Origin of the sequence: Kocuria nitroreducens, assembly GCF_042879195.1 — a bacterium.
In the GTDB taxonomy this organism is placed as follows: Bacteria; Actinomycetota; Actinomycetes; order Actinomycetales; family Micrococcaceae; genus Kocuria; species Kocuria nitroreducens.
In genome coordinates, this window is sequence record NZ_JBHZTC010000002.1 from 14,361 (window position 1) to 40,154 (window position 25,794).

The following is a 25,794-nucleotide window of genomic DNA, read 5'->3' on the forward strand; positions in this document are numbered from 1 at the left end:
TTGGGGTGAGGGCGAGCCGGTCACTCGCGGCCCATGTCCCGGTGCTGGATGTTGACGGTCACGAGCGGCAGCTTGGCGAGCCTGCGGGCCACCTCCTCGCTCACGGCCACGGAGCGGTGCTTCCCGCCCGTGCAACCGATCGCGATGGTGGCGTAGTGCTTGTTCTCCGTACGGTATCCCGCGAAGACGGGTTCGAGCATGGCGACGAACCGGTCCACGAACTGCTGGGGGCCCTCGTCCTGGAAGACGTAGTCCCGGACCTCGTCGTCCTTGCCGGTGCGCGGTCGCAGCGACGGGACCCAGTGCGGGTTGGGGATGAAGCGGACGTCGGCCACGTAGTTCGCGTCCGCGGGGACCCCGTACTTGAAGCCGAAGCTGAGCACGGTCAGGCGCAGGACCACAGGCCCGTTCGTGGAGAAGAGGTCGGCCACGGCCCGGGACAGCGCGTGCACGTTGAACCCGGAGGTGTCCAGGACCACGTCCGCCGACTCCCGCAGGTCCGTCAGCAGTGCGCGCTCGGCGCGGATGCCGTCGAGGATCCGCCCGCCGGCCTGCAGCGGGTGCGGCCGGCGCTGGTGCTCGTAGCGGGAGACCAGCACGTCGTCGGCGGCGTCCAGGAACAGCACTGAGAAGTCGACGTCGGACGCCTCGAGGGCGGCCAGCGTCTCCTTCATGTCGCTGAACAGGGCCTTGCCGCGCACGTCGATGACGACGGCCAGCTTGGGCAGGGCCTGCGGGGTCCGGGAGACGAGGTCCGCGAGCGTGTGCAGCATCTGCGGCGGCAGGTTGTCGACCACGTACCAGCCGAGGTCCTCGAGGGCGTTCGCGGCCGTGCTGCGCCCGGCACCGGACATGCCCGTCACGACGAGCAGCTCCGAGCTGGTCGGCCTCGCGTGGTCCGTCCTGTCCGCCGTCCCGACGTCCGCCCCGGCGGTGTGCTCGCTCATGTCCGCTCCGTCTCCCGTCGTCGTGCCCTGCGCCTGGTGATCCGTGGACGCTGCTCCCGCCGCGCCCGGCGCACCGGTCGCGGTCGGCCTCGTGCGGCGCTCCCGCCCCAGCCTAACGAAGTCCGCGGGGCGCCGCGGCGACCCCGGCGGCGCGCCCGCGCTCAGGAGAGTACCTCTCCGGTGGTCATGTTGACCGCCGGGGCGGTGTCGGCGTCGGAGGCCTGCAGCGCCGCGGCCACCTTCTCGGCCAGGGTCCGCCCGAAGCCGGGGACCTGCTCGAGCTCCTCGACCCGGGCCGCCCGGAGCTTCTTGACCGAGCCGAAGTGCTTCAGCAGCGCCTTCTGCTTGGCGGGGCCCACCCCGGGCAGCTCGTCGAGCACGGAGACCGTCATGGCGGAGGAACGCTTCTTGCGATGGAAGGTGATGGCGAAGCGGTGGGCCTCGTCGCGGATCCGCTGGAGCAGGTACAGGCCCTGGCTCGCGCGCGGCAGGATCACGGGGAACTCGTCGTCCGGCACCCAGACCTCCTCGAGCCGCTTGGCCAGGCCGACCACGTGGACGTCGTCGATCCCGAGGTCGCTCAGGGCCCGGGCCGCTGCCGCGACCTGCGGGGGCCCGCCGTCGACCACCACGAGGCTGGGCGGATAGGCGAACCGCGCCCGCTCGGGGGCCTCGGCCCCCGCGTCCACCTGTCCGGTGCGCGGCCCGGCGGCCTCCCGCTCGGCCTGCTCCTCGAGGTGCCGGCGGAAGCGCCGGGAGATGACGTCGTACATGGATGCGGTGTCGTCCCGTGCGGCCTCGCCGGTGACCGAGAATTTCCGGTAGTCCGACTTCCGGGGCAGCCCGTCCTCGAAGACGACCATGGAGGCGACGACGTTGGTCCCCTGCACGTGCGAGATGTCGTAGCACTCGATCCGCATCAGCGGCACGGGGATGTCGAGGGCCTCCTGGAGCTCCTGCAGGGACGCGGAGCGGGTCGTGATGTCGCCCGCCCGCCGGGACTTGTGCAGCTTCAGGGCCTGCCGGGCGTTCTCCTGCACCGTCTCCATGAGGTGCGCCTTCTCCCCGCGCTGCGGGACGGCGATCGAGACCCGGGACCCGCGCAGGCCCGAGAGCCACTCCTCGAGCCGGTCGGTGCTGTCGGCGGGCTCGGAGAGCAGCACGGTGCGCGGGATGGCGTCCTCCCGGTAGGCGAGCTCCGCGGAGGGCCGGTGCTTGGACCCGCTTGCGGACGGGGGCGCGGCGGAGTGGGCGCTCTCGGCGGCGTCCGCGGCGGTGTCGCCGTAGACCTGCTCGAGCAGCTGCTCGAGGAGCCGTCCGCCGTCGGCCTCCTCGACCTTCTCGGTGACCCAGCCGCGCTGTCCGCGGATCCGCCCGCCCCGGACGTGGAAGACCTGGACGGCGGCCTCCAGCTCGTCCTCGGCGAGTGCGAAGAAGTCGGCGTCGGTGCTGTCGGAGAGCACCACGGCGTTGCGCTCGAAGGCCTTCTCCAGAGCGGCGATGTCGTCCCGGCGCGCGGCGGCGGTCTCGAAGTCCATGGCCGCGGAGGCCTCCTGCATCTGCCGCTGCAGCTCCCTGATGAATGGGGTCGCGTGCCCGGCCATGAACCGGCACAGGTCCTCCGCGAGGGCGTAGTGGTCCTCCTCGGAGATCCGCCCGACGCACGGGGCGGAGCACTTGTCGATGTAGCCCAGCAGGCACGGGCGACCGGACTGCTCGGCGCGCCGGTAGACGCCCTTGGAGCAGGTCCGCACGGGGAAGACGCGCAGCAGGGCGTCGAGGGTCTCGCGGATCGCCCAGGCCTGGGAGTAGGGGCCGAAGTAGCGGTTGCCCTTCTTCTTGTCCCCCCGCACCACCTGGGCGCGGGGCACCGACTCGGCCATCGTCACGGCGAGGTAGGGGTAGGACTTGTCGTCCCGGTAGGCGATGTTGAACCGGGGCTTGAACTCCTTGATCCAGGTGTACTCGAGCTGCAGCGACTCCAGCTCGCTGCCCACCACGGTCCACTCGACGCCGGCCGCGGTGGTGACCATGGCGCGGGTCTTGGGGCTCAGGGCGTGCGGGGGCGCGAAGTAGGAGCTCAGCCGGTTGCGCAGGTTCTTGGCCTTGCCCACGTAGACCACGCGCCCGTACTCGTCCCGGAAGCGGTAGACCCCGGGGTCGGTCGGGATGTCCCGGCGGGCGGGGCGGTAGCTCTCCGGATCGGCCACGGTCCGGTCCCCCTCAGCGGCCGGTCGGGGCCGGGGCGGTGTACCGGGCCAGCAGCTCCCCGAGCTCGGCGGCGTCGCCGGCCACGGCGGCGAAGCCGGTCCCCAGCTCGCCCTCGTCGGCGAAGCCCCAGGCGACGCCCAGGCAGTCGATCCCGTGGGCGGCCGCGCCCTCGGCGTCGTAGCGGCGGTCCCCGATCATGACGGTGCGCGCGGGGTCCGGGGCGTCCACGCCGAGCCGGCGCAGGGCCTCGGCGATGATCGCGGGCTTGTCGTGGGCGAGCCGCGGGTGCGTCTGCGGGGCGGCGAGGTCGTCCGCGGCCCCCGAGACCGTCTCGAACCACCGGCCGAGTCCGAACGTGCCGACGGCGAGCTGGGCCGTGGGCTCGGGCTTCTGGGTGGCGACGGCCATCCGCACACCGGCGCCGTGCAGGCGCTCCAGGAGCTCCTCCACCCCGGGGTAGACGCGGGTCTGTGCAAGCCCCTCGGTGCGGTAGCGGGCCCGGTAGGAGGCGACCACGCCCGGGATCTCCTCCTCCGGGACGTCGGTGAAGGTCCGCAGCGAGAAGCCCACGGGCGGGCCCACGAACCGGCGCAGGTCCTCGGGCACGGCGTGGCCGTGCTCGGCCAGGGCCCGGGCGATGCCGCCGGTGATGGCCCCGGCCGGGTCGAGGAGCGTGCCGTCGAGGTCCCAGAGCACCACGGGTGCGGTCATCGGGCGGCCCCCACGGGGGCGGAGCGCCCGCCGAGGACCTCGGCCAGGAACCGGCCGGTGTGGCTGTCCGTGCTCCGGGCCACCTGCTCCGGGGTGCCCTCCGCCACGACCTGGCCGCCGCCGGAGCCGCCGTCCGGGCCGAGGTCAACGATCCAGTCGGCGGACTTGATGACGTCCAGGTTGTGCTCGATGGTCATCACGGTGTTGCCCTTGTCCACCAGACCCTGCAGCACGAGCAGCAGCTTGCGGATGTCCTCGAAGTGCAGGCCGGTGGTGGGCTCGTCCAGCACGTAGATGGAGCGGCCGTTGGAGCGCTTCTGCAGCTCCGCGCCCAGCTTCACGCGCTGGGCCTCGCCGCCGGACAGGGTCGTGGCGGGCTGGCCCAGCCGGACGTAGCCCAGACCGACGTCCACCAGCGTGTTGAGGTGCCGGGCGATCGGGCCGAACGCCTTGAAGAACTCGGCGGCCTCCTCGATGGGCATCTCCAGGACCTCGGCGATCGTCTTCCCCTTGTAGTGCACCTCGAGGGTCTCCCGGTTGTACCGGGCGCCCTTGCACACCTCGCACGGGACGTAGACGTCCGGCAGGAAGTTCATCTCGATCTTGATCGTGCCGTCGCCGGAGCACGCCTCGCAGCGCCCGCCCTTGACGTTGAAGGAGAACCGGCCGGCCTGGTAGCCGCGCACCTTAGCCTCCGGGGTCTCGGCGAAGAGCTTGCGGATGTGGTCGAACACGCCCGTGTACGTGGCGGGGTTGGAGCGCGGGGTCCGGCCGATGGGGCTCTGGTCCACGTGCACCACCTTGTCCAGCAGATCCACGCCGTCGATCCGCTTGTGCCGGCCGGGGACCTGCTTGGCCCCGTTGAGCTTGTTGGCCAGGGACGTGTAGAGGATGTCGTTGACCAGCGTGGACTTCCCGGACCCGGACACCCCGGTCACCGCGGTCAGCACCCCCAGCGGGAAGGAGACGTCGATGCCGCGCAGGTTGTTCTCCCGCGCCCCGACGACCTTGAGCATCCGCCTGCGGTCGATCGCGCGCCGCTGCGCGGGCACCCGGATGGCCCGGCGGCCGGAGAGGTAGTCGGCCGTGATGGACCCCTCGTTGGCCAGCAGCTCCTCGTAGGTGCCGGAGTGCACCACGCGCCCGCCGCGCTCACCGGCGCCGGGGCCGACGTCCACGATCCAGTCGGCCTCGCGGATGGTGTCCTCGTCGTGCTCGACCACGATCAGGGTGTTGCCCATGTCCCGCAGCTTGGTGAGGGTCCCGATGAGCCGGCGGTTGTCCCGCTGGTGCAGGCCGATCGACGGCTCGTCCAGGACGTAGAGCACGCCCACGAGCCCGGCCCCGATCTGGGTGGCCAGACGGATGCGCTGGGCCTCGCCGCCGGACAGCGTCGCGGCGGCGCGCTCGAGGTTGAGGTAGTCCAGGCCCACGTCCACGAGGAAGGTCAGGCGGGCCTGGATCTCCTTGAGCACCTGCTCGCCGATCTTCGTCTCGCGGGTGCTCAGCTCCAGGTCGCGGAAGAACGCGTGGGCGTCCCGCATGGGCATCCGGGTGGTCTCGGCGATGTTCTTCCCGCCCACGGTCACGGCGAGCATGGTCGGGTTCAGCCGGGCGCCGTCGCAGGCCGGGCAGGCCACCTGGCGCATGTACTGCTCGTAGCGGTCCTTGGCGTTGTCCGACTCCGTCTCCGCGTGCTTGCGCTTGATGTAGCCGATCACCCCCTCGAAGCCCTGGGTGTAGCGGCGCTCCCGGCCGAACCGGTTCCGGTAGGCCACGGTGACCTGGTAGTCCTTGCCCTCGAGGATCGCCTTGCGCGCCTTGGCGGGCAGCTTCTTCCACGGGGTGACGAGGTCGAAGCCGAGCTCGTGGCCCAGCCCGGCGAGCAGGCGGTTCCAGTACTCGCTGGTGGCCTTGCCGAGCGACCACGGGGCGATCGCGCCCTCCACGAGGGACAGGTCCGGGTTGGGGACCACGAGCTCCTCGTCGACCTCCAGGCGCGAACCGATGCCGTCGCACTCCGGGCACGCGCCGAACGGGGCGTTGAACGAGAAGGACCGGGGCTCGATCTCGTCGGCCTGCAGCGGGTGCTCGTTGGGGCAGGCGAGGTTCTCGGAGAACGGGCGGCGCAGTTCCAGCGGGTGGGCGATCTCCTCGTCCGTGCGGGGCACGAGCTCGACGACGACGCGCCCCTCGGCGAGACCGAGCGCCGTCTCGACGGAGTCGGTCAGGCGCTGGCGGATGCCCTCCTTGACCACGAGCCGGTCCACGACCACCTCGATGGTGTGCTTGAACTGCTTCTTGAGCCTGGGCGGGTCCGAGAGCTGGACCGTCTCGCCGTCCACGGTGGCGCGGGAGAAGCCCTTCGCGGAGAGCTCCTGGAAGAGGTCCACGAACTCGCCCTTGCGCTCGCGCACCACGGGTGCGAGCACCTGGAAGCGGGTCTTCTCCGGCATGTCGAGGAGCTGGTCCACGATCTGCTGGGGGGTCTGCTTCTTGATCGCCTCGCCGCACTCGGGGCAGTGCGGGTGGCCGACGCGCGCCCACAGCAGGCGCATGTAGTCGTAGATCTCGGTGATCGTGCCCACGGTGGAGCGCGGGTTGCGGGAGGTGGACTTCTGGTCGATGGAGACCGCCGGGGACAGGCCCTCGATGAAGTCGACGTCCGGCTTGTCCACCCGGCCCAGGAACATCCGGGCGTAGGAGGAAAGGGACTCGACGTAGCGGCGCTGGCCCTCGGCGAAGATGGTGTCGAACGCCAGCGACGACTTCCCGGAGCCGGACAGACCCGTGAACACGACCATGGCATCCCGCGGCACGGTCAGCGACACGTTGTCGAGGTTGTGCTCGCGCGCGCCCTGCACGACGATCTCGGTGAGGTCGGACCGGCGGGCGGACCGGGCGCCGGTGGCGGTCACCGGCCCGTCGAGGGCTTCGGAGGAGTCCGTCGACGGACTCAGGACCAGGGTGGACGTGGGGATCGGCTCAGACACGCCCTCCACTCTAGTACCGGCCCCGGACATCGGGGCCGGGTCCGTGGGCGGGTTCACACCCGGTCCACGGGGCCGGTGGAGGTGTCCTCGCGAACGAGCTGGCGGGCCGCTCCTCCGGTGGACGAGCCCTCCCGGGCGCGGGTGGCGCCGTCCGCCCGCGGACCGGCCTCCTCGGGAACCGGGCCCACCGCGGCGTCCTGCTGCCGGCGGACCCCACGGGCGTCGACCGTGCGGGTGACGACCTTGAGCCGGCCCGTGGCGGGGTCCACCTCGACGATGTCCACGGTGCGCCGCAGCGGGACCTCCTTGATGAGGAGCACCGCGAGCAGGGTCGCCAGGGACGCGACGGCGGCGACGAGGAAGACGAGTCCGGTGCCCGTGCCGTAGGCCTCGCGCACCACCCCCTCGACGGAGGCGGGCAGCGACTCCAGGTCCATCGTGGAGCTGTCCACGGCGGCGGGGTCCCCGCCCCGGGCCCGGGTGCTTTCGGCCAGCTGCCGGGCGAGGTGGGAGCTCATGAGGGCGCCGAAGACGGCGACCGCCACGGCGCCGCCCATGGTGCGGAAGAACGCGACCGAGGAGGACGCCGCGCCCATGTCCTTGAGCCCCACGGTGTTCTGCACGGCCAGGACCAGGTTCTGGTTCAGCGCGCCGATGCCGAGGCCCACGAGGAAGATAAGCGCGCTCACGCCCCACAGCGCGGTGTCGTGCGTGAGCGTCGCGGCGAGGAACAGGCCGGTGGACATGAGCACGGCGGCGACCACCAGGATGATCTTCCACCGCCCGTAGCGGGTGATCAGCTGCCCGGCGACCGTGGCGCCCACGAGGGAGCCGAACACCTGCGGGAGCATGAGCATCCCGGCCATGGTGGGGCTGAAGCCCTGGCCGAGCTGGAAGTACTGGCCCAGGTAGGTGGTCGAGGCGAACATGGCTCCGCCGGTGGCGATGGCCGCCACGATGGCCAGGGCGGTGGTGCGCTCGGTGACCACCCGGATGGGCAGGACCGGCTCGGTGGCCCGCTGCTCCACGAGCACGAACAGCACGGTCCCCACGAGCGCGGTGGCGGCGAGGGCCGCGGAGGTCGGCGAGATCCACTCGAACATCCCCGGCTGGCCGGCCAGGGACACCCACAGCAGCAGCGCGGAGGCCGAGAGGACCAGCAGCACGATGCCGAGCCAGTCGATGCTCACCTTCCGGGGCGCCTGCGGCGGGATGTGCAGGGTGCGGTGGACGAGCACGGCCGCCAGGACCGCCAGCGGGGCGGGGATGAGGAACACCCACCGCCAGCCGAAGAGGTCCACGATGAGTCCGCCGAGGAGCGGGCCGGCTGAGGTGGCCACCGCCATGACGGCGCCCATGTAGCCGGCGTAGCGACCGCGCTCCCGGGGCGGGATGATCGTGCCCATGATGGTCATGGCCAGGGCCATGATGCCGCCCATGGCCACGCCCTGGACCACGCGGGCCAGGATGAGGAACTCGATGGTAGGGGCCAACCCGGCCATGGCCGAGCCGAGCACGAAGATCACGATGGACAGCTGGAGCAGCTTCTTCTTGTCGAAGAGGTCGGCGAGCTTGCCCCAGACGGGCGTGGTGGCGGCGTTGGCGAGCAGGGTGCCGGTGACCGTCCAGGACAGCGACGTCTGATCCCCGCCGAGGTCGGCCATGATCACGGGCAGGGCCGTGCCGATGATCGTGAGGGTGACCATCGCCATGAAGAACACCGCGAGGATCCCGGTGAGCGCCCGCATCACGTCCTGGTGGGAGGCGCCGGTCCCCCCGCCCGGTGCGGCGGTCGATTGCTGTGACGTCATGGTGCGGGGTGCTCCTCGTGCTCTCGGTCTGCGGGGTCCTGTCCTGCGTGGTCCTGGACCGTGTTGTCGTGGGCGGCGTGCTCCGGGTCGGCGTCGGCCCCGCCGATGGCCGCCCCCGTGCGGTCAGGCTGGTGGGGGCTGCGGCAGGACGTGGTGCGCTCCACGCCGAGGGAGTCCAGGAAGACGGTGGTGATCTCGTTGATGGCCCCGCGGCTGCCACGGGCCTGCTCCTCGTCCCAGCCCTCGAGCCGCGCGGCGAGCCGCTGGGCGTCCTGTTCCAGCACGGTCCGGACCTCCTCCCGGCCACGCTCCGTGATGGCGACGAGCGCGGCGCGCCCGTCGTCGGGGTCGGGGGTGCGCTCGACGTGGCCCTCCCCCTCGAGGACGGCCAGCTGGCGGCTCAGCCCCGAGGGGCCGAGCCCGGTCTCGGAGGCCATCACGGTGGCCCGCCGCGGCCCGTTGCTGTCGAGGTAGTAGAGCAGGGCGATCGCCGTGGGGTTGAGCTGGCGCTGGCCGGCGTCGGTCTTGGTCACGCGCTTCATGACGCGCTGCAGCTCCAGCAGGTCGCGCACCAGTTCCACGGCGGTGTCGTGGGAGACGGGCAACGGGGCTCCTCCGGGATCGGGGACGGTTCGGACGGCAACCTCGTTCGGGCACCCGGTCCGCACTCCCCGTTGCTCGGGGGTCCCGCCTCGACGACGACGCGGGCGTGGTGCCACCGGATACCCTGATATTTTGTTGCCGCACGCAACTTTATGCGGGACGGTCGAAGGAGACAAGCACCCGGCATGTGCCGTCCGACACGGGCAGAGGTGTTCCGGCCGGGCGGCAGAGCCCGTGATGCCGTGGCCGGTGCGCCCCTATGGAGCTGGGGGCGGTGTGGGCACCGACTGGGTGGCGCAGTAGTCCTGCACGATCGCGATGTTCTCCGGAGTCGTCGGCACGTCCCCGAAGTGCCCCGAATGGCAGATCCCACCGCTGCGCACGAACAGGTCGACGACCGCCTGCGGGTCCGCAGGAGGCAGTGTGGGCAGCGGTTGCGTGGCGCAGTAGTCCTGCACGATCGCGATGTTCTCCGGAGTCGTCGGCACGTCCCCGAAGTGCCCCGACTGGCAGATCCCACCGCTGCGCACGAACAGGTCGACGACCGCCTGCGGGTCCGCGGCCGGCGCGGCCGGGGACGTGGCCGGCGCGGCCGGGGACGTGGCCGGCGCGGCCGGGGACGTGGCCGGCGCGGAGGCCGCCGGCGTCGAGGGTGCGGGCGGCGGCGTCGGAGACGGCGCCCGGGTCGACGTCGCGCTGCCGGACGCGCCGGCGGAGGCCGTCGGACCGGAACCTCCCGGTGGCTCCGGGGCACCGGAGCACCCGGTCAGCACGATCCCTGTCAGCGTCAGGACCAGCAGAGCTTCTCTCGGCACGATACTCTCCTCCTCCACCGGGCGGTGCTCCGGGACGAAGCACCGCCTCCATGTTCCCTGGTGCTAACGGTCCGGACCAGAGCGCGGAGGTCACGATGGGATCTCCGAGCCCGCGATTGGCGAGTGCCGGGGCACGGGAGTACCTTCGTCCTCATGATCGCAACGAAGACGGAGGTCACCGACCTCGCCGAGGTCACGATTCGCCGGATCTCCGTGAGCGAGATGGACAACAACGTCTACCTGCTCACGTCCAAGGACGAGGGAACGCAGGTCCTCATCGACGCGGCCGACGACGCCCGGGCCATCGCCGGTCTCGTGGGCGCCGGCAACGGCGACTGCTCCAAGACCTACGGGAATCTCCAGGTCATCATCACCACCCACTCCCACTGGGACCACGTCCGCGCCCTCGAGGAGGTCCGCTCCCGGTCCGAGGCCATGACGGCGTGCGGCGCCGACGACGAGTCCGACATCGCCGTGCCCATGGACCTGACCTTCGAGGACGGGGACACGGCCGAGTTCGACGGCTTCGACCTCGAGGTCATCGGCCTGCGCGGGCACACTCCCGGTTCGATCGCCCTGGTCTACCGCGACCCGGAGGGCCCGGCGCACATCTTCTCCGGCGACTCCCTCTTCCCCGGCGGCGTGGGCCGGACCAACAGCCCCGAGGACTTCCGGCAGCTGATCGACGACGTCACCGAGCGCGTCTTCGAGCGCTTCGACGACGACACCGTGGTCCACCCCGGCCACGGCAAGCCCACCACGCTGGGGGCGGAGCGTCCGCACCTGGACGAGTGGCGGGCCCGCGGATGGTGAACGCCGGCCCCGCGACCGCGGCCGAGACCACTGCCCCCGATCGCAGCGCCTACATCGCCGTCCTGCTCTTCCCCGTGCTCGTCCTCGCGGGCGGTCTCGTCGGGTTCCTGGCCCCCGGTGCCGTGAGCGGGCTGTCCGGATGGATCAACCCCCTGCTCGGGGTGGTCATGTTCGGCATGGGCCTGACCCTGCGTCCCGTGGACTTCGCGCTCGTGGCGAAGCGGCCGCTGCCGGTGCTGCTCGGTGTCGCGACCCAGTACGTGGTCATGCCCCTCGTGGCGCTGCTCGTGGTATTCCTGCTGCGGCTCCCGCCGGAGCTCGCCGCGGGCGTGATCCTGGTGGGTTGCGCGCCCGGCGGAACGGCGTCCAACGTGGTCGCCTACCTCGCCCGCGGTGACGTGGCGCTGTCGGTCGCCATGACCTCGATCTCCACGCTGCTCGCGCCGCTGCTCACTCCCCTGCTCACGCTGTGGCTGGCCGGACAGTACCTGCCGGTGGACGGCGGGGCCATGGCCTGGTCGATCACCAAGATCGTTCTCCTGCCCGTCGTCGCAGGCCTCGGCGTGCGCCTGCTGGCGCCCCGCCTGGTCGAGCGCGCCCTGCCCGTCCTGCCGTGGGTGTCGGTCGCGGCCATCGCCCTGATCGTGGCCATCGTCGTCTCGGGCAGCGCCGACCGGATCGTGGAGGCCGGCCTGCTCGTGCTCGCGGCCGTGGTCCTGCACAACGTGATCGGCCTGGCCCTGGGCCACTTCGTGGGCGCGGTGACGCGGCAGCCGATCGCCGTGCGGCGCACCACCGCCGTGGAGGTGGGCATGCAGAACTCCGGACTGGCCGCCGGGCTCGCCGCCCAGTACATGAACCCCCTGGCAGCCCTGCCGGCGGCGGTCTTCTCGGTCTGGCACAACCTGTCGGGCGCCCTGTTCGCCGTGCTCTGCCGCCGCGCCGACGCCCGCCGCGCCCGCGCTTGAGCGACCACCGGCCGGGCCGCCGGCGGGACGTCCCGGCGACCGGCCACCGTCCGCCGGAAGCCACGAATCCGCTGGTGAGTGCGGGCACAGGGTCCGTCGCTGCTCCTCTGCCCGTCACGCTGCTGCTGCCCGCACAGCCCCTCGCGGACGCGACCGCGGGGAAGGAACCGGCCTTCGGCCGCACCCTCCGGCTCGCCCTGGCCATGCGCGGCGGCGTGAGTCTCGCCGTGTGGATCGGCGGTGCCGTGGCGGAGCTGGACGTCCTGCGCCGGATCCGGATCCACCGGGACGGCCGCGGAGCGCTGCACGCCTACCTCCTGCACCCCTCCGCGACCCCTGATCCCCTGGTCGAGGAGCGCGCCGCGGTGTACGCGCGGCTGCTCGCGGACGCCGGCTACGACCGGGTGGAGTTCGATCTCCTCGCCGGGGCCAGCGCCGGCGGGCTCAACGGCGTGGTGCACGCCGTGGCCCAGCGCGCCGGCTCCGACATGGACGCCCTCGGCCGGATCTGGGCGGAGCACGGCGACCTCGGCCGCTTGCTGCGCCCGCTCGGACGGCGCCCCGTGGACTCCCTGCTGCGCGGCGACGAGTACTTGTGGCCGCGACTGCTGGAGGCGCTCCGGGCGCTTCGGGGCAGCACGGAGCACCACCCGGACCTGGAGGCCGAGCACGTCACGGTCGAGCTCTCCGCCACGGTCCTGGACAGCGACCCCTCCCCCCACAGCGCATCGGCGGAGGGGCGGAGCGACTTCCACTTCTCGTCCCCGGAGCCCGGCTCCCCCGCCCCGTCCCTGGACAACGACATCCCGGGGCGGGACACCGCCCCCGCGGAGGCCGCGGCCGCGCTGTCCCGGCTGGCCTACGCCGCCCGGGCCACTGCCTCCTTTCCCGGGGCCTTCGAGCCGGCCTCGGTGTGGGCCGCCCCGACCCCGGGCCCGCGGGGCGCACCGGGCCCGGAGGCCGGACGCCCGGACCTGAGCCAGGCGTTCGGCGCGCACCGCGACCCCGCGGAGCTTCCCTACCACGTGGTCGACGGAGGCGTGTTCGACAACATCCCCATCGACCGGGCGCTGGAGGCCGCGCGCACCAGGACGTCCCTGCGGCACGCCGACCGGGGCCTGCTGTACCTCGACCCGGACCCGCCCCACCGCGAGCGGGGCGTGCGGTTCGAGCGCGATCTGCCGCGCCTCGTGGGCACGCTCGCCGCCACGGTCGCCCGGCTGCCCCGGCGGGAGTCGGACGAGGACGAGGTGCTGGCCTTGTCCGACTACCTGGACACCCAGCTCGTGGCCCGCGGTCGCCTGCACCCGCTCGCGGCCCTGATCGGGTGCTGGGACGAGGCCTCGCTCGACGAGCGTCGCCGGGCCTATCTGCGCTGCCGGGCCCGGACCGACGCCGACCTGCTGTCCCGCCTCCTGACCCGTCCGGCGGAGTGGCAGCTCACCTCGACCCTGGCCCGGCGCGACGCCCTGCGGGCGCGGCCGCCCGGGGCGCTCGGGCCGTTGCGGACCGAGCTGCTCCGGCGCTACGACGCCCTTTCCCGGGGCCCGCTCGACGACCCTGCCGCCGCGGCGGTGCTGCGGGGAGCTCAGGCGCTGTTCGACGCCGCGTCCTGCGTGCTGTCCTGGGTGCGCGTCCTCGAGGAGCTGGACCTCGACGGGCTGCCCGCTCCTGCCGGCGGCTTCGACAGGGCCCTCGCCCGCGAGCGCGCCTACCGGGTGCTGGCGGTCGCCCGCCACGAGCGCGACCGGCGGTTCCACGCCGTGCTCGCCGCCGGCGCGGGTCAGGCGGAACGGCCCCCGGGAACCGTCGACTCCTGGCTGGGCGCCTCCGGCGCGGAGCACCGGCCGACCGCCGCTTCGTGGGCCGAGCTCGACGCGGTCGTGGCCGGGCTGCGGGGCCTGCACGCCGTGGTGGGCGAGCACCTGGCCGTCGACGGCCCCGGCGGGGCGGCGCGGCGGGCGGACTGGGAGGCGTCCCCCTGGTCGAGGATCCCTGCCGGGGGCACGGCGCCGGCCGCTGTGGACCTGCCCCCGCTCCTGGCCGCGGCCGGGATCCCCGCGGCGGTCTCCCGGGTGGCCTACGGGGAGATCCGCGGGGACCAGGCGCCCGCGGCGCCGGACTCGTTCCCCGCCCTCCGGGCGTCGCTCGCCCGTGACCGTCTCCAGCGGGCCCTCGACGCTCCGGGGGCGGGGACCAAGGAGCTGGCGCGGCTGCTTTCGGACGGTGACGGCCGGATGCCCGCGGGCGCCAAGCTGGCCGGTGCCGGACTGCTGAACTTCCGGGGGTTCCTGGCCGGGGACTGGCGGGCCAACGACTGGTGGTGGGGGCGCCTCGACGCGGCGGCCGGCGTGGCCGGGTTCCTGCGCGGGCTGCCCGCGCCTCCCCCGGCGACCTCGCCCGGCGCTCCCGGTGCTCGGCCCGCCGGGAGCACCGGGACGGCCGATCCTGTCGTCGCCGGACTGCAGGACGCCCTGTTGCGGGACGTCGGCGACGGCTGCGCCGAGCGCGGCCGGGCGGTGGTCGGCGCGAGCGCCGACGGGCTGGACCGGCTGGCCCCCGGCCACCGCCTCTCGCTGGCCTCGCGCGGGGTGCGCGTGCTGGGGCGGGCCCTGGCGGGCACCCCGGACCTGCCCCGCCCGGTCTGGGAGGTCGTGCTGCTGGTGCTCCAGCCCGTGCTCGTGCTCGTGCCCGCGGTGGTCACCCCGGTGCGCGCCGCCCTGGTCGCCGTCGCGCTGGCGGCCGGGCTGTGGGCGGCCGCGGGTCCGCTCGCCGCGGACGGGAGCGCCTGGTCGTGGCCCGGAGCCGCCCTGCTCACGGCCGGTGCAGCGGCGCTGGTGCTGTCCCTCCTGCGGACGGGCCGGCGTGCGCAGCGGCGGTGGACGGCCGTCCAGGAGGCCGCCGGGGTCCGGCCGCCCCCTCGTCCAGCGCCCTCGGCCGCGGGGCGCGCCGCGCCGCCGGTCACGGCCGGTGCGGTCGCCGCCGCCCGCCGCGGCGCACTGTGGCGGGCCGCCCTCGTGGGCGCCGCCGCGCTGTCCCTGCTGCTCCCGCTCTGGACCGCCGTGCCGTCCGGGCGCGCCGGCGCTGCCCTGCTGCTGGTGCTCGCCGTGCTCGCTCTGGAGCGCCTGGCCGCGATCGTGGCGGTGCGCGTGCCGAGGCACCGGGGTCTGGACGAGGTCGGTGGTGCGGCCCTCGTGGTGCCGGCGGCGGTGGCGGTCTGGGCCGGGGCCGCCCTGTCCGGGCTCCCGGACCGCGTGCCGGACGGCGCCGGGCCGCGGGCCGCCGCACTGGCCATGGCGCTGCTCGTGGTCGGTGCCCTGCTCCTGGCGGGATGGGTGCGGCCGGCGTGGGCCCTCGTCGTCGTGGTGGCCGCGGCGTTCCTCGGGGGCGCCGCGGCCTGGGTCCTGTGGTCCTGGACGGGCGGCCACGGGTCGCTCTCGACCGACCTGCCGGCCGTGGCCGGGGCGGCCTACTGCTGGGCGGCCGTCCTGTGGTGGGCACCCGGGGAGGGCATGCTGCGGCGGTACGGGCCCGGCGAGGAGCTGCTGCCCCGCCGGTGAGCCGCCGGCACGTGCGCCGGGCGTGGCGTGCGTCGGGGGTGGTGTGCGTCAGAACAGGCCGGTGACGCGCCCGTCGTCGTCGACACCGATCCGCTCGGCCGCCGGCGAGGTGCCCAGCCCCGGCATGGTGCGCATCGTCCCGCAGATCGCGTAGAGGTAGCCGGCGCCCACGGCGGCGCGCAGCTCCCGGACCGGCAGTAACCACCCGGTGGGCGCGCCCTTGCGGGCGGGGTCCGCGGTCGTGGACAGGTGGGTCTTGGCGATGACGACCGGCAGGCCTCCGTAGCCGAGCTCCTCGTAGCGGGCCAGCTGATGCTCCGCGGCCGGGGTGATCTGGATTCCGTCCGCGCCGTAGACGCGGGTGGCGACCGCCGTGAGCTTGTCCTCGAGGGACTCGGTGAGCCCGTAGGTCGGGGTGTAGCCGGCCGGGTGCTCGCACGCGGCGGCCACGGCGTCGGCGAGCTCGGCCGCCCCGGCACCGCCCTCGGACACCGCCGTGCACACGGCCACCTCCGCCCCGGTCGTCCGGGCGATCCGGCGGATCGCCTCGTGCTCCGAGGCGTGGTCCCCGGGGAACGCGTTGATCGCCACGACCGGGGAGATCCCGAAGGCCCGGGCGATGGCTAGGTGGTGGAGCAGGTTGGCTGCGCCCGCCTCCACGTCCCCGGGGTTCTCCTGGAGCATCTCCGCCGGCAGCGCCTTGCCCGGCAGCACGGTGTAGCGACCGGAGTGGGTCTTCAGCGCCCGCACCGTGGTCACGAGCACCGCCGCGTCCGGGGTCAGGCCCGAGGCCCTGGCCTTGACGTTGACCAGGCGCTCGAGGCCCATGTCCGCGCCGAACCCCGCCTCGGTGATGACGTAGTCGGCGTGGGCCATGGCCACGTAGTCGGCGACCACGGAGGAGTTGCCGGTCGCGATGTTGCCGAAGGGCCCGGCGTGGACCAGCGCGGGGGTCGCCTCGAGGGTCTGGAGCAGGTTCGGCTGGAAGGCGTCCTGCAGCATCACCGCCATCGAGCCGGCGGCCTTGAGGTCCTCCGCGGAGACGGGCTCACCGTTGTGCGTGGAGCCCACCACGATGCGGCCCAGGCGGCGGCGCAGGTCGGCGAAGGACGTGGCGAGGGAGAGGATCACCATCACCTCGGACGCCGCCGTGATGTCGAAACCCGTCTGGCGGGGCACGCCGTCCTGGTGGTCGCCGAGGCCGACCACCACGGTGCGCAGCGCCCGGTCGTTGACGTCGAGGACCCGCCGCCACGTGATCGAGCGGACGTCCAGACCCAGGGCGTTGCCGTGGTGCAGGTGGTTGTCGATCATCGCCGCCAGCAGGTTGTGGGCGGCAGTCACGGCGTGGAAGTCCCCGGTCAGGTGCAGGTTCAGCTTGTCCATCGGCAGCAGCTGGGCGTACCCGGCCCCCGCGGCGCCGCCCTTGATGCCGAACGTGGGGCCCATGGAGGGCTGGCGCAGGGTCAGGGCGGCGGAGCGGCCGGTGACCGCCATGCCCTGGGCCAGGCCCACCGCCGTGGCCGTCTTCCCCTCGCCGAGCGGCGTGGGGGTCAGCGCCGTGACCACCACGTACCGCACGCCCCGGGCGTGCTTCCGCTCGGCGGCCACCTCGGGGGTGGACACCTCGTCCGGGCGCGGGTCGACCTTCGCCACGAAGCGCCCGTAGGGCTCCAGTCGGTCGGCGGCGATCCCGGCCGCGGCCGCGATCTCGGACACGGGGCGGGGCCGGGCGGCCTGGGCGATCTCCAGGTCCGAGGGAAGCGGGGCGGTGACGTCCGTCATGGGCTCAGTCTGCTGGACCGGGCGTGTCCCGGCCAGTGCCCCGCCGTCGTCGACCCGGCCCGGGCCCCGACGACGCGGAACCGGCACGGGCCGGAACGCGCCGTCCCGATACAGTGGAGGACGATGAAACTCCTCGAAGCCCTCTCCCCCGAGCTCGGCACCCCGGGCCACCCGTACTACCGCGGCGACTTCGCCACCAACGCCCTGTCCGGGGACGAGGTCTACGAGGGGTTCCTCGGCTGGATCGCCTCCCGGGACATGGAGCTCTACCCCGCCCAGGACGAGGCCGTGCTCGAGTTCGCGAGCGGGTCCAACGTGATCCTCGCGACCCCGACCGGGTCCGGGAAATCCACGGTGGCGGTCGCGGCCCACTTCGCGGGCCTCGCCGCCGGGCAGCGCTCGTACTACACCGCTCCGATCAAGGCGCTCGTGTCCGAGAAGTTCTTCTCGCTCGTGGAGATCTTCGGCGCGGAGAACGTCGGCATGGTCACCGGCGACTCCGCGGTCAACGCCGCCGCCCCCATCATCTGCTGCACCGCGGAGATCCTCGCCAACGTCGCCCTGCGCGAGGGCCGGGACGCGGACGTGGGGCCCGTGGTGATGGACGAGTTCCACTTCTACTCCGACCCGCAGCGCGGCTGGGCGTGGCAGGTGCCGCTGCTGGAGCTGCCCCAGGCACAGTTCCTCGTCATGAGCGCCACGCTCGGGGACGTCTCCCGCTTCGAGGAGGGGATCACGGACCTCACGGGACGCCCGACGACGACCGTGTCCTCCGCGGAGCGGCCCATCCCGCTGCACCACTACTGGTCCGAGGACCCCATCCACGAGGCCCTCGAGGAGCTGCTGAGCACCAACCAGGCCCCGGTCTACGTCGTGCACTTCTCCCAGCTGCAGGCCATGGACCAGGCCCAGAACCTGATGTCCGTCAACGTGCTCACCAAGGAGGAGAAGGAGCGCATCGGCGAGCTGATCGCCGGGTTCCGCTTCTCCGCCGGCTTCGGCAAGACCCTCAACCGCCTGGTCCGCCACGGCATCGGGGTCCACCACGCCGGGATGCTGCCCAAGTACCGCCGGCTCGTGGAGCAGCTCGCCCAGACGGGGCTGCTCAAGGTCATCTGCGGGACCGACACCCTGGGGGTGGGCATCAACGTGCCCATCCGCACCGTGGTGATCACGGCGCTGTCCAAGTTCGACGGTGAGCGCACCCGCCGGCTCAACGCCCGCGAGTTCCACCAGATCGCGGGCCGGGCCGGGCGGGCCGGCTACGACACCGCGGGCACGGTGGTGGTCCAGGCTCCCGAGCACGTCATCGAGAACACCAAGGCCATGAAGAAGGCCCACGCCAAGTTCGGCGACGACCAGAAGAAGCTGCGGCAGGTGGTGAAGAGGAAGCCGCCGCAGGGCTTCGTGTCCTGGGGCAGGCCGACGTTCGAGACCCTGGTCGCCTCCGAGCCGGAACCGCTGACCTCGTCCTTCACGGTGACCCACTCGATCCTGCTCAACCTCCTGCAGCGCCCCGGGGACCCGGTGCTGGCGGCGTGGCACCTGCTGACTCACAACCACGAGACGCGGCAGCGGCAGCGCGCCCTGCTGAGGCAGGCCATCGGAATCCTCAAGGAGCTGCGCGCCGCAGGCGTCGTCGAGAAGCTGGACGAGCCCGACGAGGAGGGCCGCACCTGGCGGCTGACCGTGGAGCTCCAGGAGAACTTCGCCCTCAACCAGCCGCTGTCACCCTTCGCCCTCGCCGCCCTCACCCTGCTGGACCGGGAGGACCCGGGCTACGCCCTGGACGTGGTCTCCGTCATCGAGGCGACCCTCGAGAAACCCCGCCAGGTGCTGAACATGCAGGAGAAGAAGGCCCGTGGGGAGGCCGTGGCGTCGATGAAGGCGGAGGGCCTCGACTACGACGAGCGGATGAAGGAGCTCGAGGACGTCAGCTACGCCAAGCCGCTCGAGGAGCTGCTGAGCCAGGCGTTCGAGACCTACCGCACCGGCGCGCCGTGGGTGGCGCAGTTCGAGCTGACGCCCAAGTCCGTGGTGCGGGACATGTACGAGCGCGCCATGACGTTCGGCGACTACGTGCAGTACTACGGTCTGGCCCGGTCCGAGGGCATCCTGCTGCGGTACCTCTCCGACGCCTACAAGGCGCTGCGCCAGACCGTGCCGCTGGACCTGCTCCGGGAGGACCTCGAGGACCTCGTGGAGTGGCTGGGCGAGCTCATCCGGCAGACCGACAACTCGCTGCTGGACGAGTGGGAGAAGCTGGCCGCCGGCGAGGAGTCCCCCATGGGCACCTCCGCGGACTCCCTCGAGGAGCTCATCGACGAGCAGCCCCCCGTGATCACGTCCAACCCGCGGGCGTTCCGGGTCATGGTCCGCAACGCCCTGTTCCAGCGCGTCGAGCTGTTCGCGGACGAGAAGGACAAGGTCCTGGGCGCCCTCGACGGCGAGCACGGCTGGGACCGGGACCGGTGGGCGGACGCCATGGACGCCTACTTCGCCGAGCACGAGGACATCTACACGGACCCCCAGTCGAGGGGGCCGGGGCTGATCCGGATCGACGAGCAGCCCGCGGGACTCCCGGGGTACTGGACCGTGGTGCAGGTCTTCGACGACCCGGACGGCCACCACGACTGGGGCATCAACGCCCGCATCGACCTGCGGACCTCGGACCAGGACGGCTTCCCCGCCGTGGTCGTGGACAACGTCGGTCCCATCACCGAGACCGGTCGCTGAGCCGGGTCCGCCTCCCCGGCGGTCCCCCGACGACGACGGAGCCCCCGGCCCGCGCCTGATCGGTGCGCGCCGGGGGCTCCTGCTCCCGGTGCGCGGGGCACCGGGAGCGGATGCTCAGACGGCGGAGCTGCCGCCGCCGCGGGGGGCGTCCGGGGTCGTGGTGCCGGCCGCCTCCTGGGTCTCGGCCCGGGCACCGGAGAGCGCCTCGGCCTCCGGCGCCGGCACGGCGTCCGGCTCGGGGCCCACACCGGTGCGCTCGAACTCGCTGTGCTTGCCGCGCGCGCGGTCCAGCAGCTCGTGGAAGTTCTTCTCGGACTCGAGCAGCTCCTCGCGGTGCCTGTCGGAGATCTTCGGCATGTGCCTCTGGTAGTCCGCGGCCTTCTCCGCCAGCTTCCGGCGCTCCTCCGCGGAGGCGTCCTGCGGCAGGGTCACGTACCGCTCGGCGACGGTCTGCAGCCCGTTGAGCACGCGCAGGGCCCGGCCCTTGGGGCTGAAGAGGGAAGCCAGGACGGTGATCACCAGCACACCCACGATGACGGTCAGCGAGAGGCTGATGCCGATCTCGACGACCTCCACGTGCTCGCCGTTGTTGATGAAGCCCAGGTTGTTCTCGTGCAGGGCGTGCAGGATCAGCTTGACGCCGATGAAGCCGAGAATGATCGCCAGGCCCCAGGACAGGTAGATGAGCCGGTCCAGGAGCCCGTCGATGAGGAAGTAGAGCTGGCGCAGGCCCATGAGCGAGAACGCCACGGCGGTGAACACCAGGTACGTCTGCTGGGTCAGCCCGAAGATCGCGGGGATGGAGTCCAGGGCGAAGAGGACGTCGGTGCCGCCGATCGCCACCATCACGAGCAGCATCGGCGTCATGACCTTCTTGCCGTTCTCGATGGTGAACAGCTTGTCGCCGTCGTACTCGTCCGAGGTGTGCATGAAGCGCTTGGCGGTGCGGATGATGAAGTTGTCCGCCTCGTCGTGCGCGGACTCGGACAGCTCCCCCTTGATGAGGGAGCCGGCCGTCAGCAGCAGGATGAGCCCGAACAGGTAGAAGACCCAGGCGAACTGGTTGATCAGCCCGGCGCCCACGAAGATCAGGGCGGTGCGGGCGATCAGGGCGAACGTGATGCCGAAGAGCAGGACCTTCTGCTGGTCCTCGCGCGGGACCTTGAAGGACGCGATGATGATGAGGAAGACGAAGAGGTTGTCGACCGACAGGGCCTTCTCGGTGATGTACCCGGCGTAGTACTCCCCGGCAAAGGTACCGCCCCACCTGAACAGGACGAACAGGCCGAAGAGGAGGGCGATGCCCACGTAGATCGCGGACCAGATCGCGGCTTCCTTGAGCTGCGGTTCGTGGGCCTTGCGCACGTGGAACACGTAGTCGAAGAGCAACAGGCCGGCGATGGCCGCGATGGTGACGATCCAGACGGTGAGTGAGACTTCCATGGTTCTGCCTTCGGGGTCGAGTACGGGACAGCCGTAAGTCTCTCCGCCGTTCCCGCCGGACCGTTCCGGTCCGTCGTGCTGGGCTCGACCGCTGCGTCCGGCCGGGATGAGACTCCCGACGTGCTGACGTCCACAGCGCTGAGGGATACTCCCCTAGGCTGAGCACAGTCTATACGTGCCCTGCGCCCGTCCCGTGCAGGGCCGACGACCTGCTCGCGCCGCCCGCGGACGACCCGGTCCGTGCCGCCCCGCCTCCGGGCTCAGGCGTGCCCCGCCTGCTGCATCTGCCGCAGCTCCTTCTTGAGGTCCGACAGCTCGTCGCGGATCCGCCCGGCGAGCTCGAACTGCAGCTCCTGGGCCGCGGCCTGCATCTGCTCCGTCATCTGTGCGATGAGATCCACGAGGTCCTCCGCCGGCGCGGCCGCGAACCCGTCCTGGCGCAACTTGTCCTCCGCGGCCGCCACGGCGTCCCGCCCGCTCTTCGCCCCGGTCGGCGCGGTCTTCTTGCCGGCCGCGGCACGCCGGGCGAGCAGCTCCCGGGTGTCCTCCTCCTCGCGCTGGAGCTGGTCGGTGATGTCCGCGATCTTCTTCCGCAGCGGCTGCGGGTCGACCCCGTGCTCCGTGTTGTAGGCGACCTGGATCTCCCGGCGCCGGTTCGTCTCGTCGATGGCCGTGGCCATCGAGTCGGTGATCCGGTCGGCGTACATGTGCACCTGGCCGGAGACGTTTCGGGCGGCGCGGCCGATCGTCTGGATGAGGGAGGTCGTGGAGCGCAGGAAGCCCTCCTTGTCGGCGTCGAGGATCGCCACCAGGGACACCTCGGGCAGGTCCAGTCCCTCCCGGAGCAGGTTAATGCCGACGAGCACGTCGAACGTGCCCATCCGCAGCTCGCGCAGCAGCTCCACGCGGCGGAGGGTGTCGACGTCGGAGTGCAGGTACTGGACCTTGACCCCGTGCTCCATGAGGTACTCGGTGAGGTCCTCGGCCATGCGCTTGGTCAGGGTGGTGACGAGCACGCGCTCGTCCCGCTCGACCCGCACGGTGATCTCGTCCAGGAGGTCGTCGATCTGCCCCTTGGTGGGCTTGACGACGACCTCGGGGTCCACCAGGCCGGTGGGGCGGATGATCTGCTCGACGTAGCCGTCCGCCTGGGACAGCTCGTACTTGCCCGGGGTGGCCGAGAGGTAGACGGTCTGGCCGATGCGCCCGAGGAACTCGTCCCACTTCAGCGGCCGGTTGTCCATCGCGGAGGGCAGCCGGAAGCCGTGCTCCACGAGCGTGCGCTTGCGGGACATGTCGCCCTCGTACATGCCGCCGATCTGCGGGATCGTCACGTGGGACTCGTCGACCACCAGCAGGAAGTCGTCCGGGAAGTAGTCGATGAGGCAGTGCGGGGCGGACCCGCGGGGACGGCCGTCGATGTGCAGGGAGTAGTTCTCGATGCCGTTGCAGTAGCCCATCTGCTCCATCATCTCGAGGTCGTACGTGGTGCGCATGCGCAGCCGCTGGGCCTCGACGAGCTTGTTCTGGGACTCCAGCTCCTGCAACCGCGCGGCGAGCTCGTCCTCGATGGACTTCACGGCCGTGGCCATCCGGTCCGCGCCGGCCACGTAGTGGGAGGCGGGGAAGACGTACATCTCGGTCTCCTCCCGGATGATCTCCCCGGTGAGCGGGTGGAGGGTGTAGATCGACTCGATCTCGTCGCCGAAGAACTCCACCCGGACCGCGTGCTCCTCGTACATCGGGATGATCTCCACGGTGTCCCCGCGCACGCGGAACGTGCCGCGGTGGAAGTCGACGTCGTTGCGCGCGTACTGCATGTTCACGAACCGGCGCAGCAGCTCGTCGCGGTCCATCTCCTCCCCCCGGCGCAGGGTGACCATCTGCGCCACGTACTCCTCGGGGGTGCCCAGGCCGTAGATGCAGGACACGGTGGCGACCACGACGACGTCGCGCCGGGTCAGCAGGGCGTTCGTGGCGGAGTGCCGCAGCCGCTCGACCTCCTCGTTGATGGAGGAGTCCTTCTCGATGAAGGTGTCCGTCTGCGGGACGTAGGCCTCGGGCTGGTAGTAGTCGTAGTAGGACACGAAGTACTCGACGGCGTTGTGGGGCAGCAGCTCCCGCAGCTCGTTCGCCAGCTGCGCCGCCAGCGTCTTGTTCTGCACCATGACGAGGGTCGGCCGCTGGACGCGCTCGATGAGCCACGCCGCGGTCGCGGACTTGCCGGTGCCGGTGGCCCCGAGCAGCACGACGTCCTTCTCCCCCGCCTCGATCCTCGTGGCGAGCTCCTCGATGGCCCTGGGCTGGTCACCGGCGGGCACGTAGTCGGAGATGACCTCGAAGGGGGCGACGACACGGTTGATCTTCTGGGCGAGGCTCATGGCACCAGGCTACGCGCCGCCCCGGACACGGAGCCCGGGTTCCTCCGGAGGCGATCGGCCCGTGCGCGGGACGCCGTAGGCTCGTCCCACAGGCGCCCCGGGAGGCTCCGCCGGGCCGGCGGGTCCGGGGGCCGGAACGGGAGGGCGGCGTGACCGACGAGCGAGGGCGGACCGGCAGCCACGAGGACCGGTTCGTGGGCGAGCAGGACCTCACGGCCTGGCCGACCCGCCTCGGCCGTCTCCTGGTCCGGTGCGTCCGGTGGCTGGCCCGGCGGCTCGGTCCCCACGCGGCGCTCCTCGTCCCGCTCGCGGTCGGTCTGGGCATCGCGGTGACCATGACGGTCGCCTCGGCGGAGGTGTACGAGTCCGTGATGGACCAGGACGACGCCGCGGTGCTGGACGAGCCCCTGCTGGAGACGGCGATGTCGCTGCGCTCGCCCCCGCTCGACGCGCTCGTGACGGCCTACACGCACGTGGGCGGGGTGATCGGCATGCCGATCCTGGCGGCGACCGTCATGGTGGCCCTGGCCCTCGTCCGGCGGTCCTGGACCCCGGTCGTGCTGATCGCGGTGGCCGCGGCGGGCTCCCTGCTGATGACCGTGGCGGGCAAACCCCTCGTCGGACGCGCCCGGCCGGACCTGGCGGACGCCGTCCCGCCCTACGAGTACTCGGCGTCCTTCCCCAGCGGCCACTCCCTGAACTCGTTCGTCATCGCCGGCATCGTGGCCTACCTGCTCGTGGTGCGGCAGCGCGCCCGCCTCGCCCGGATCCTGACGATCGCCGCCGCGGCGGCCTTCGCGGTCAGCATGGCCCTGAGCCGGGTGTACCTGGGCCACCACTGGTTCACCGACGTGCTCGTGGCCCAGACCCTCGGGGCGGCGTGGCTGGCGCTGGTCATCACGGCGCACCGGCTCCATCTCACCGTCCGGCACCGTGGTGCTGCCGGCGACCGCCCCTGACCGGCTGATCGCCGCCCCGGACCCGGGGGTCCCCCGGAGGCGACCAGCCCCGCAGCGAAGGCAGGAAATAGGCCGCGATCGCTGCCCGTTGCACAGGGCACACCGCCGCGCCCGGCAGGCAACGGCCGGGTCCGCGGACCGCCGTCGAGAGGAACACCGTGTCCATCGTCATCACCGGCGCGACCGGCCGGCTGGGCCGTCTCGTCCTCAGCTCCCTCCTGCGCCTGGACGTGCAGCTGCCGGACCTCGTGGCCGCCGGCCGCAACGAGGACAAGCTCGGCGCCCTCCGGGAGCTGGACCTGACCACTGTCCAGGTCGACTACACCGACCCCGCGACCCTCGACGAGGCCTTCGCGGGGGCGGACACGGTCCTGCTGATCTCCAGCAGCGAGCTGGGCGTGCGAGTGCCCCAGCACCGGAACGCGGTCGACGCCGCCGTCCGGGCCGGGGTGTCCCGCCTCGTCTACACCAGCGCCCTCGGCGCCGACCGCGGGAGGCTCCTGCTCGCGGACGAACACCTGGCCACGGAGCAGGCCGTCGTCGACTCCGGGCTCCCGTACACGATCCTGCGCAACGGCTGGTACACCGAGAACTTCGAGCCGGCCCTGCGGCACGCGGAGACCACCGGCGTGGTCCTGGCCAGCGCCGGGGACGGCCGGGTGGCCAGCGCCACCCGCGAGGACTACGCGGAGGCGATCGCCGCCGTCCTCGCCCAGGACGGCCACGCGGGGCAGACCTACGAGCTCTCCGGGGACACGGCCTGGAGCTTCGACGAGCTCGCCGCCGCGCTCACCGAGGTCCTGGGCCGGGAGGTGACCTACCGGCGCCTCTCGCCCGAGCAGCACCTCGCGGAGCTGGAGCGGACGGGCGTGGACGAGAGCACCGCACGGTTCCTGGTGGCCCTGGACGCCAACATCGAGGACGGCGCCCTGGACCTCGTCACCGGGGACCTGTCGCGGCTGCTCGGCCGGCACACCACGCCGCTGGTCGAGGCGCTGCGCGCGATGCGCTGAGGCACCCGGCAGGATCCTCGCCCGCGGCCGGCGGACGCCGATCGA

The 25,794-nt window shown here is 72.5% G+C and carries 16 protein-coding genes; 6 read left to right on the forward strand and 10 right to left on the reverse strand.

The annotated features are described in order from the left end of the window. Window positions 1-20: 20 nt before the first annotated feature. The 7 genes from rapZ to ACFYE1_RS01280 form a co-directional block, all read right to left on the reverse strand. Entirely contained in the window at window positions 21-947 is a 927-nt protein-coding gene (rapZ, locus tag ACFYE1_RS01250) for an RNase adapter RapZ (RefSeq protein ID WP_387739111.1), read from the reverse strand. Window positions 948-1,108: 161 nt separating this feature from the next. Beyond that, window positions 1,109-3,157, reverse strand: coding sequence for an excinuclease ABC subunit UvrC (gene uvrC / locus ACFYE1_RS01255; protein WP_387739112.1), 2,049 nt, complete (start codon window positions 3,155-3,157; stop codon window positions 1,109-1,111). Between the two features lie 13 nt (window positions 3,158-3,170). Then, complete coding sequence (locus tag ACFYE1_RS01260; protein ID WP_387739114.1) at window positions 3,171-3,869, reverse strand: HAD hydrolase-like protein; 699 nt, start codon at window positions 3,867-3,869, stop codon at window positions 3,171-3,173. Continuing rightward, window positions 3,866-6,871, reverse strand: coding sequence for an excinuclease ABC subunit UvrA (uvrA, locus tag ACFYE1_RS01265; RefSeq protein ID WP_387739477.1), 3,006 nt, complete (start codon window positions 6,869-6,871; stop codon window positions 3,866-3,868). Before uvrA ends, ACFYE1_RS01260 begins: the two co-directional genes overlap by 4 nt. Before the next feature lie 44 nt (window positions 6,872-6,915). Next, window positions 6,916-8,673 (reverse strand): MDR family MFS transporter, encoded by a 1,758-nt coding sequence (locus ACFYE1_RS01270; RefSeq protein ID WP_387739116.1) that lies wholly within the window; start codon window positions 8,671-8,673, stop codon window positions 6,916-6,918. Further along, window positions 8,670-9,278 (reverse strand): MarR family winged helix-turn-helix transcriptional regulator, encoded by a 609-nt coding sequence (locus ACFYE1_RS01275; RefSeq protein WP_387739118.1) that lies wholly within the window; start codon window positions 9,276-9,278, stop codon window positions 8,670-8,672. Before ACFYE1_RS01275 ends, ACFYE1_RS01270 begins: the two co-directional genes overlap by 4 nt. Before the next feature lie 255 nt (window positions 9,279-9,533). Further along, window positions 9,534-10,091, reverse strand: coding sequence for a hypothetical protein (locus ACFYE1_RS01280; protein WP_387739120.1), 558 nt, complete (start codon window positions 10,089-10,091; stop codon window positions 9,534-9,536). 153 nt (window positions 10,092-10,244) lie between these two features. Here ACFYE1_RS01280 and ACFYE1_RS01285 point away from each other — a divergent pair, with 153 nt between their 5' ends. The 3 genes from ACFYE1_RS01285 (at window position 10,245) to ACFYE1_RS01295 (ending at window position 15,432) form a co-directional block, all read left to right on the forward strand. Continuing rightward, on the forward strand, window positions 10,245-10,904 hold the full coding sequence (locus tag ACFYE1_RS01285; protein WP_387739123.1) for an MBL fold metallo-hydrolase: 660 nt from the start codon (window positions 10,245-10,247) through the stop codon (window positions 10,902-10,904). Then, window positions 10,898-11,872, forward strand: a complete 975-nt coding sequence (locus ACFYE1_RS01290; protein ID WP_387739125.1) for a bile acid:sodium symporter family protein — start codon at window positions 10,898-10,900, stop codon at window positions 11,870-11,872. Before ACFYE1_RS01285 ends, ACFYE1_RS01290 begins: the two co-directional genes overlap by 7 nt. Window positions 11,873-11,946: 74 nt before the next feature. Next, complete coding sequence (locus ACFYE1_RS01295; protein ID WP_387739127.1) at window positions 11,947-15,432, forward strand: DUF3376 domain-containing protein; 3,486 nt, start codon at window positions 11,947-11,949, stop codon at window positions 15,430-15,432. Window positions 15,433-15,480: 48 nt separating this feature from the next. Here ACFYE1_RS01295 and ACFYE1_RS01300 read toward each other — a convergent pair whose 3' ends face one another. After that, window positions 15,481-17,217 (reverse strand): formate--tetrahydrofolate ligase, encoded by a 1,737-nt coding sequence (locus tag ACFYE1_RS01300; RefSeq protein WP_387739129.1) that lies wholly within the window; start codon window positions 17,215-17,217, stop codon window positions 15,481-15,483. A 123-nt stretch (window positions 17,218-17,340) separates the two neighbouring features. Here ACFYE1_RS01300 and ACFYE1_RS01305 point away from each other — a divergent pair, with 123 nt between their 5' ends. Further along, the gene (locus ACFYE1_RS01305; protein ID WP_387739131.1) at window positions 17,341-19,953 is read left to right on the forward strand and encodes a DEAD/DEAH box helicase; all 2,613 of its coding nucleotides are present in this window, start codon (window positions 17,341-17,343) and stop codon (window positions 19,951-19,953) included. Between the two features lie 114 nt (window positions 19,954-20,067). Here the strand turns inward: ACFYE1_RS01305 and ACFYE1_RS01310 are convergent, their stop codons facing one another. Then, entirely contained in the window at window positions 20,068-21,396 is a 1,329-nt protein-coding gene (locus ACFYE1_RS01310; protein ID WP_387739133.1) for a TerC family protein, read from the reverse strand. A 260-nt stretch (window positions 21,397-21,656) separates the two neighbouring features. Further along, window positions 21,657-23,777 (reverse strand): excinuclease ABC subunit UvrB, encoded by a 2,121-nt coding sequence (uvrB, locus tag ACFYE1_RS01315; protein ID WP_387739136.1) that lies wholly within the window; start codon window positions 23,775-23,777, stop codon window positions 21,657-21,659. Between the two features lie 149 nt (window positions 23,778-23,926). Between uvrB and ACFYE1_RS01320 the strand changes: the two genes are divergently transcribed. Together ACFYE1_RS01320 and ACFYE1_RS01325 are read left to right on the forward strand one after the other, a co-directional pair. Then, on the forward strand, window positions 23,927-24,736 hold the full coding sequence (locus tag ACFYE1_RS01320) for a phosphatase PAP2 family protein (RefSeq protein ID WP_387739138.1): 810 nt from the start codon (window positions 23,927-23,929) through the stop codon (window positions 24,734-24,736). Between the two features lie 158 nt (window positions 24,737-24,894). Continuing rightward, on the forward strand, window positions 24,895-25,749 hold the full coding sequence (locus tag ACFYE1_RS01325) for an SDR family oxidoreductase (RefSeq protein ID WP_387739140.1): 855 nt from the start codon (window positions 24,895-24,897) through the stop codon (window positions 25,747-25,749). Window positions 25,750-25,794 lie beyond the last annotated feature (45 nt).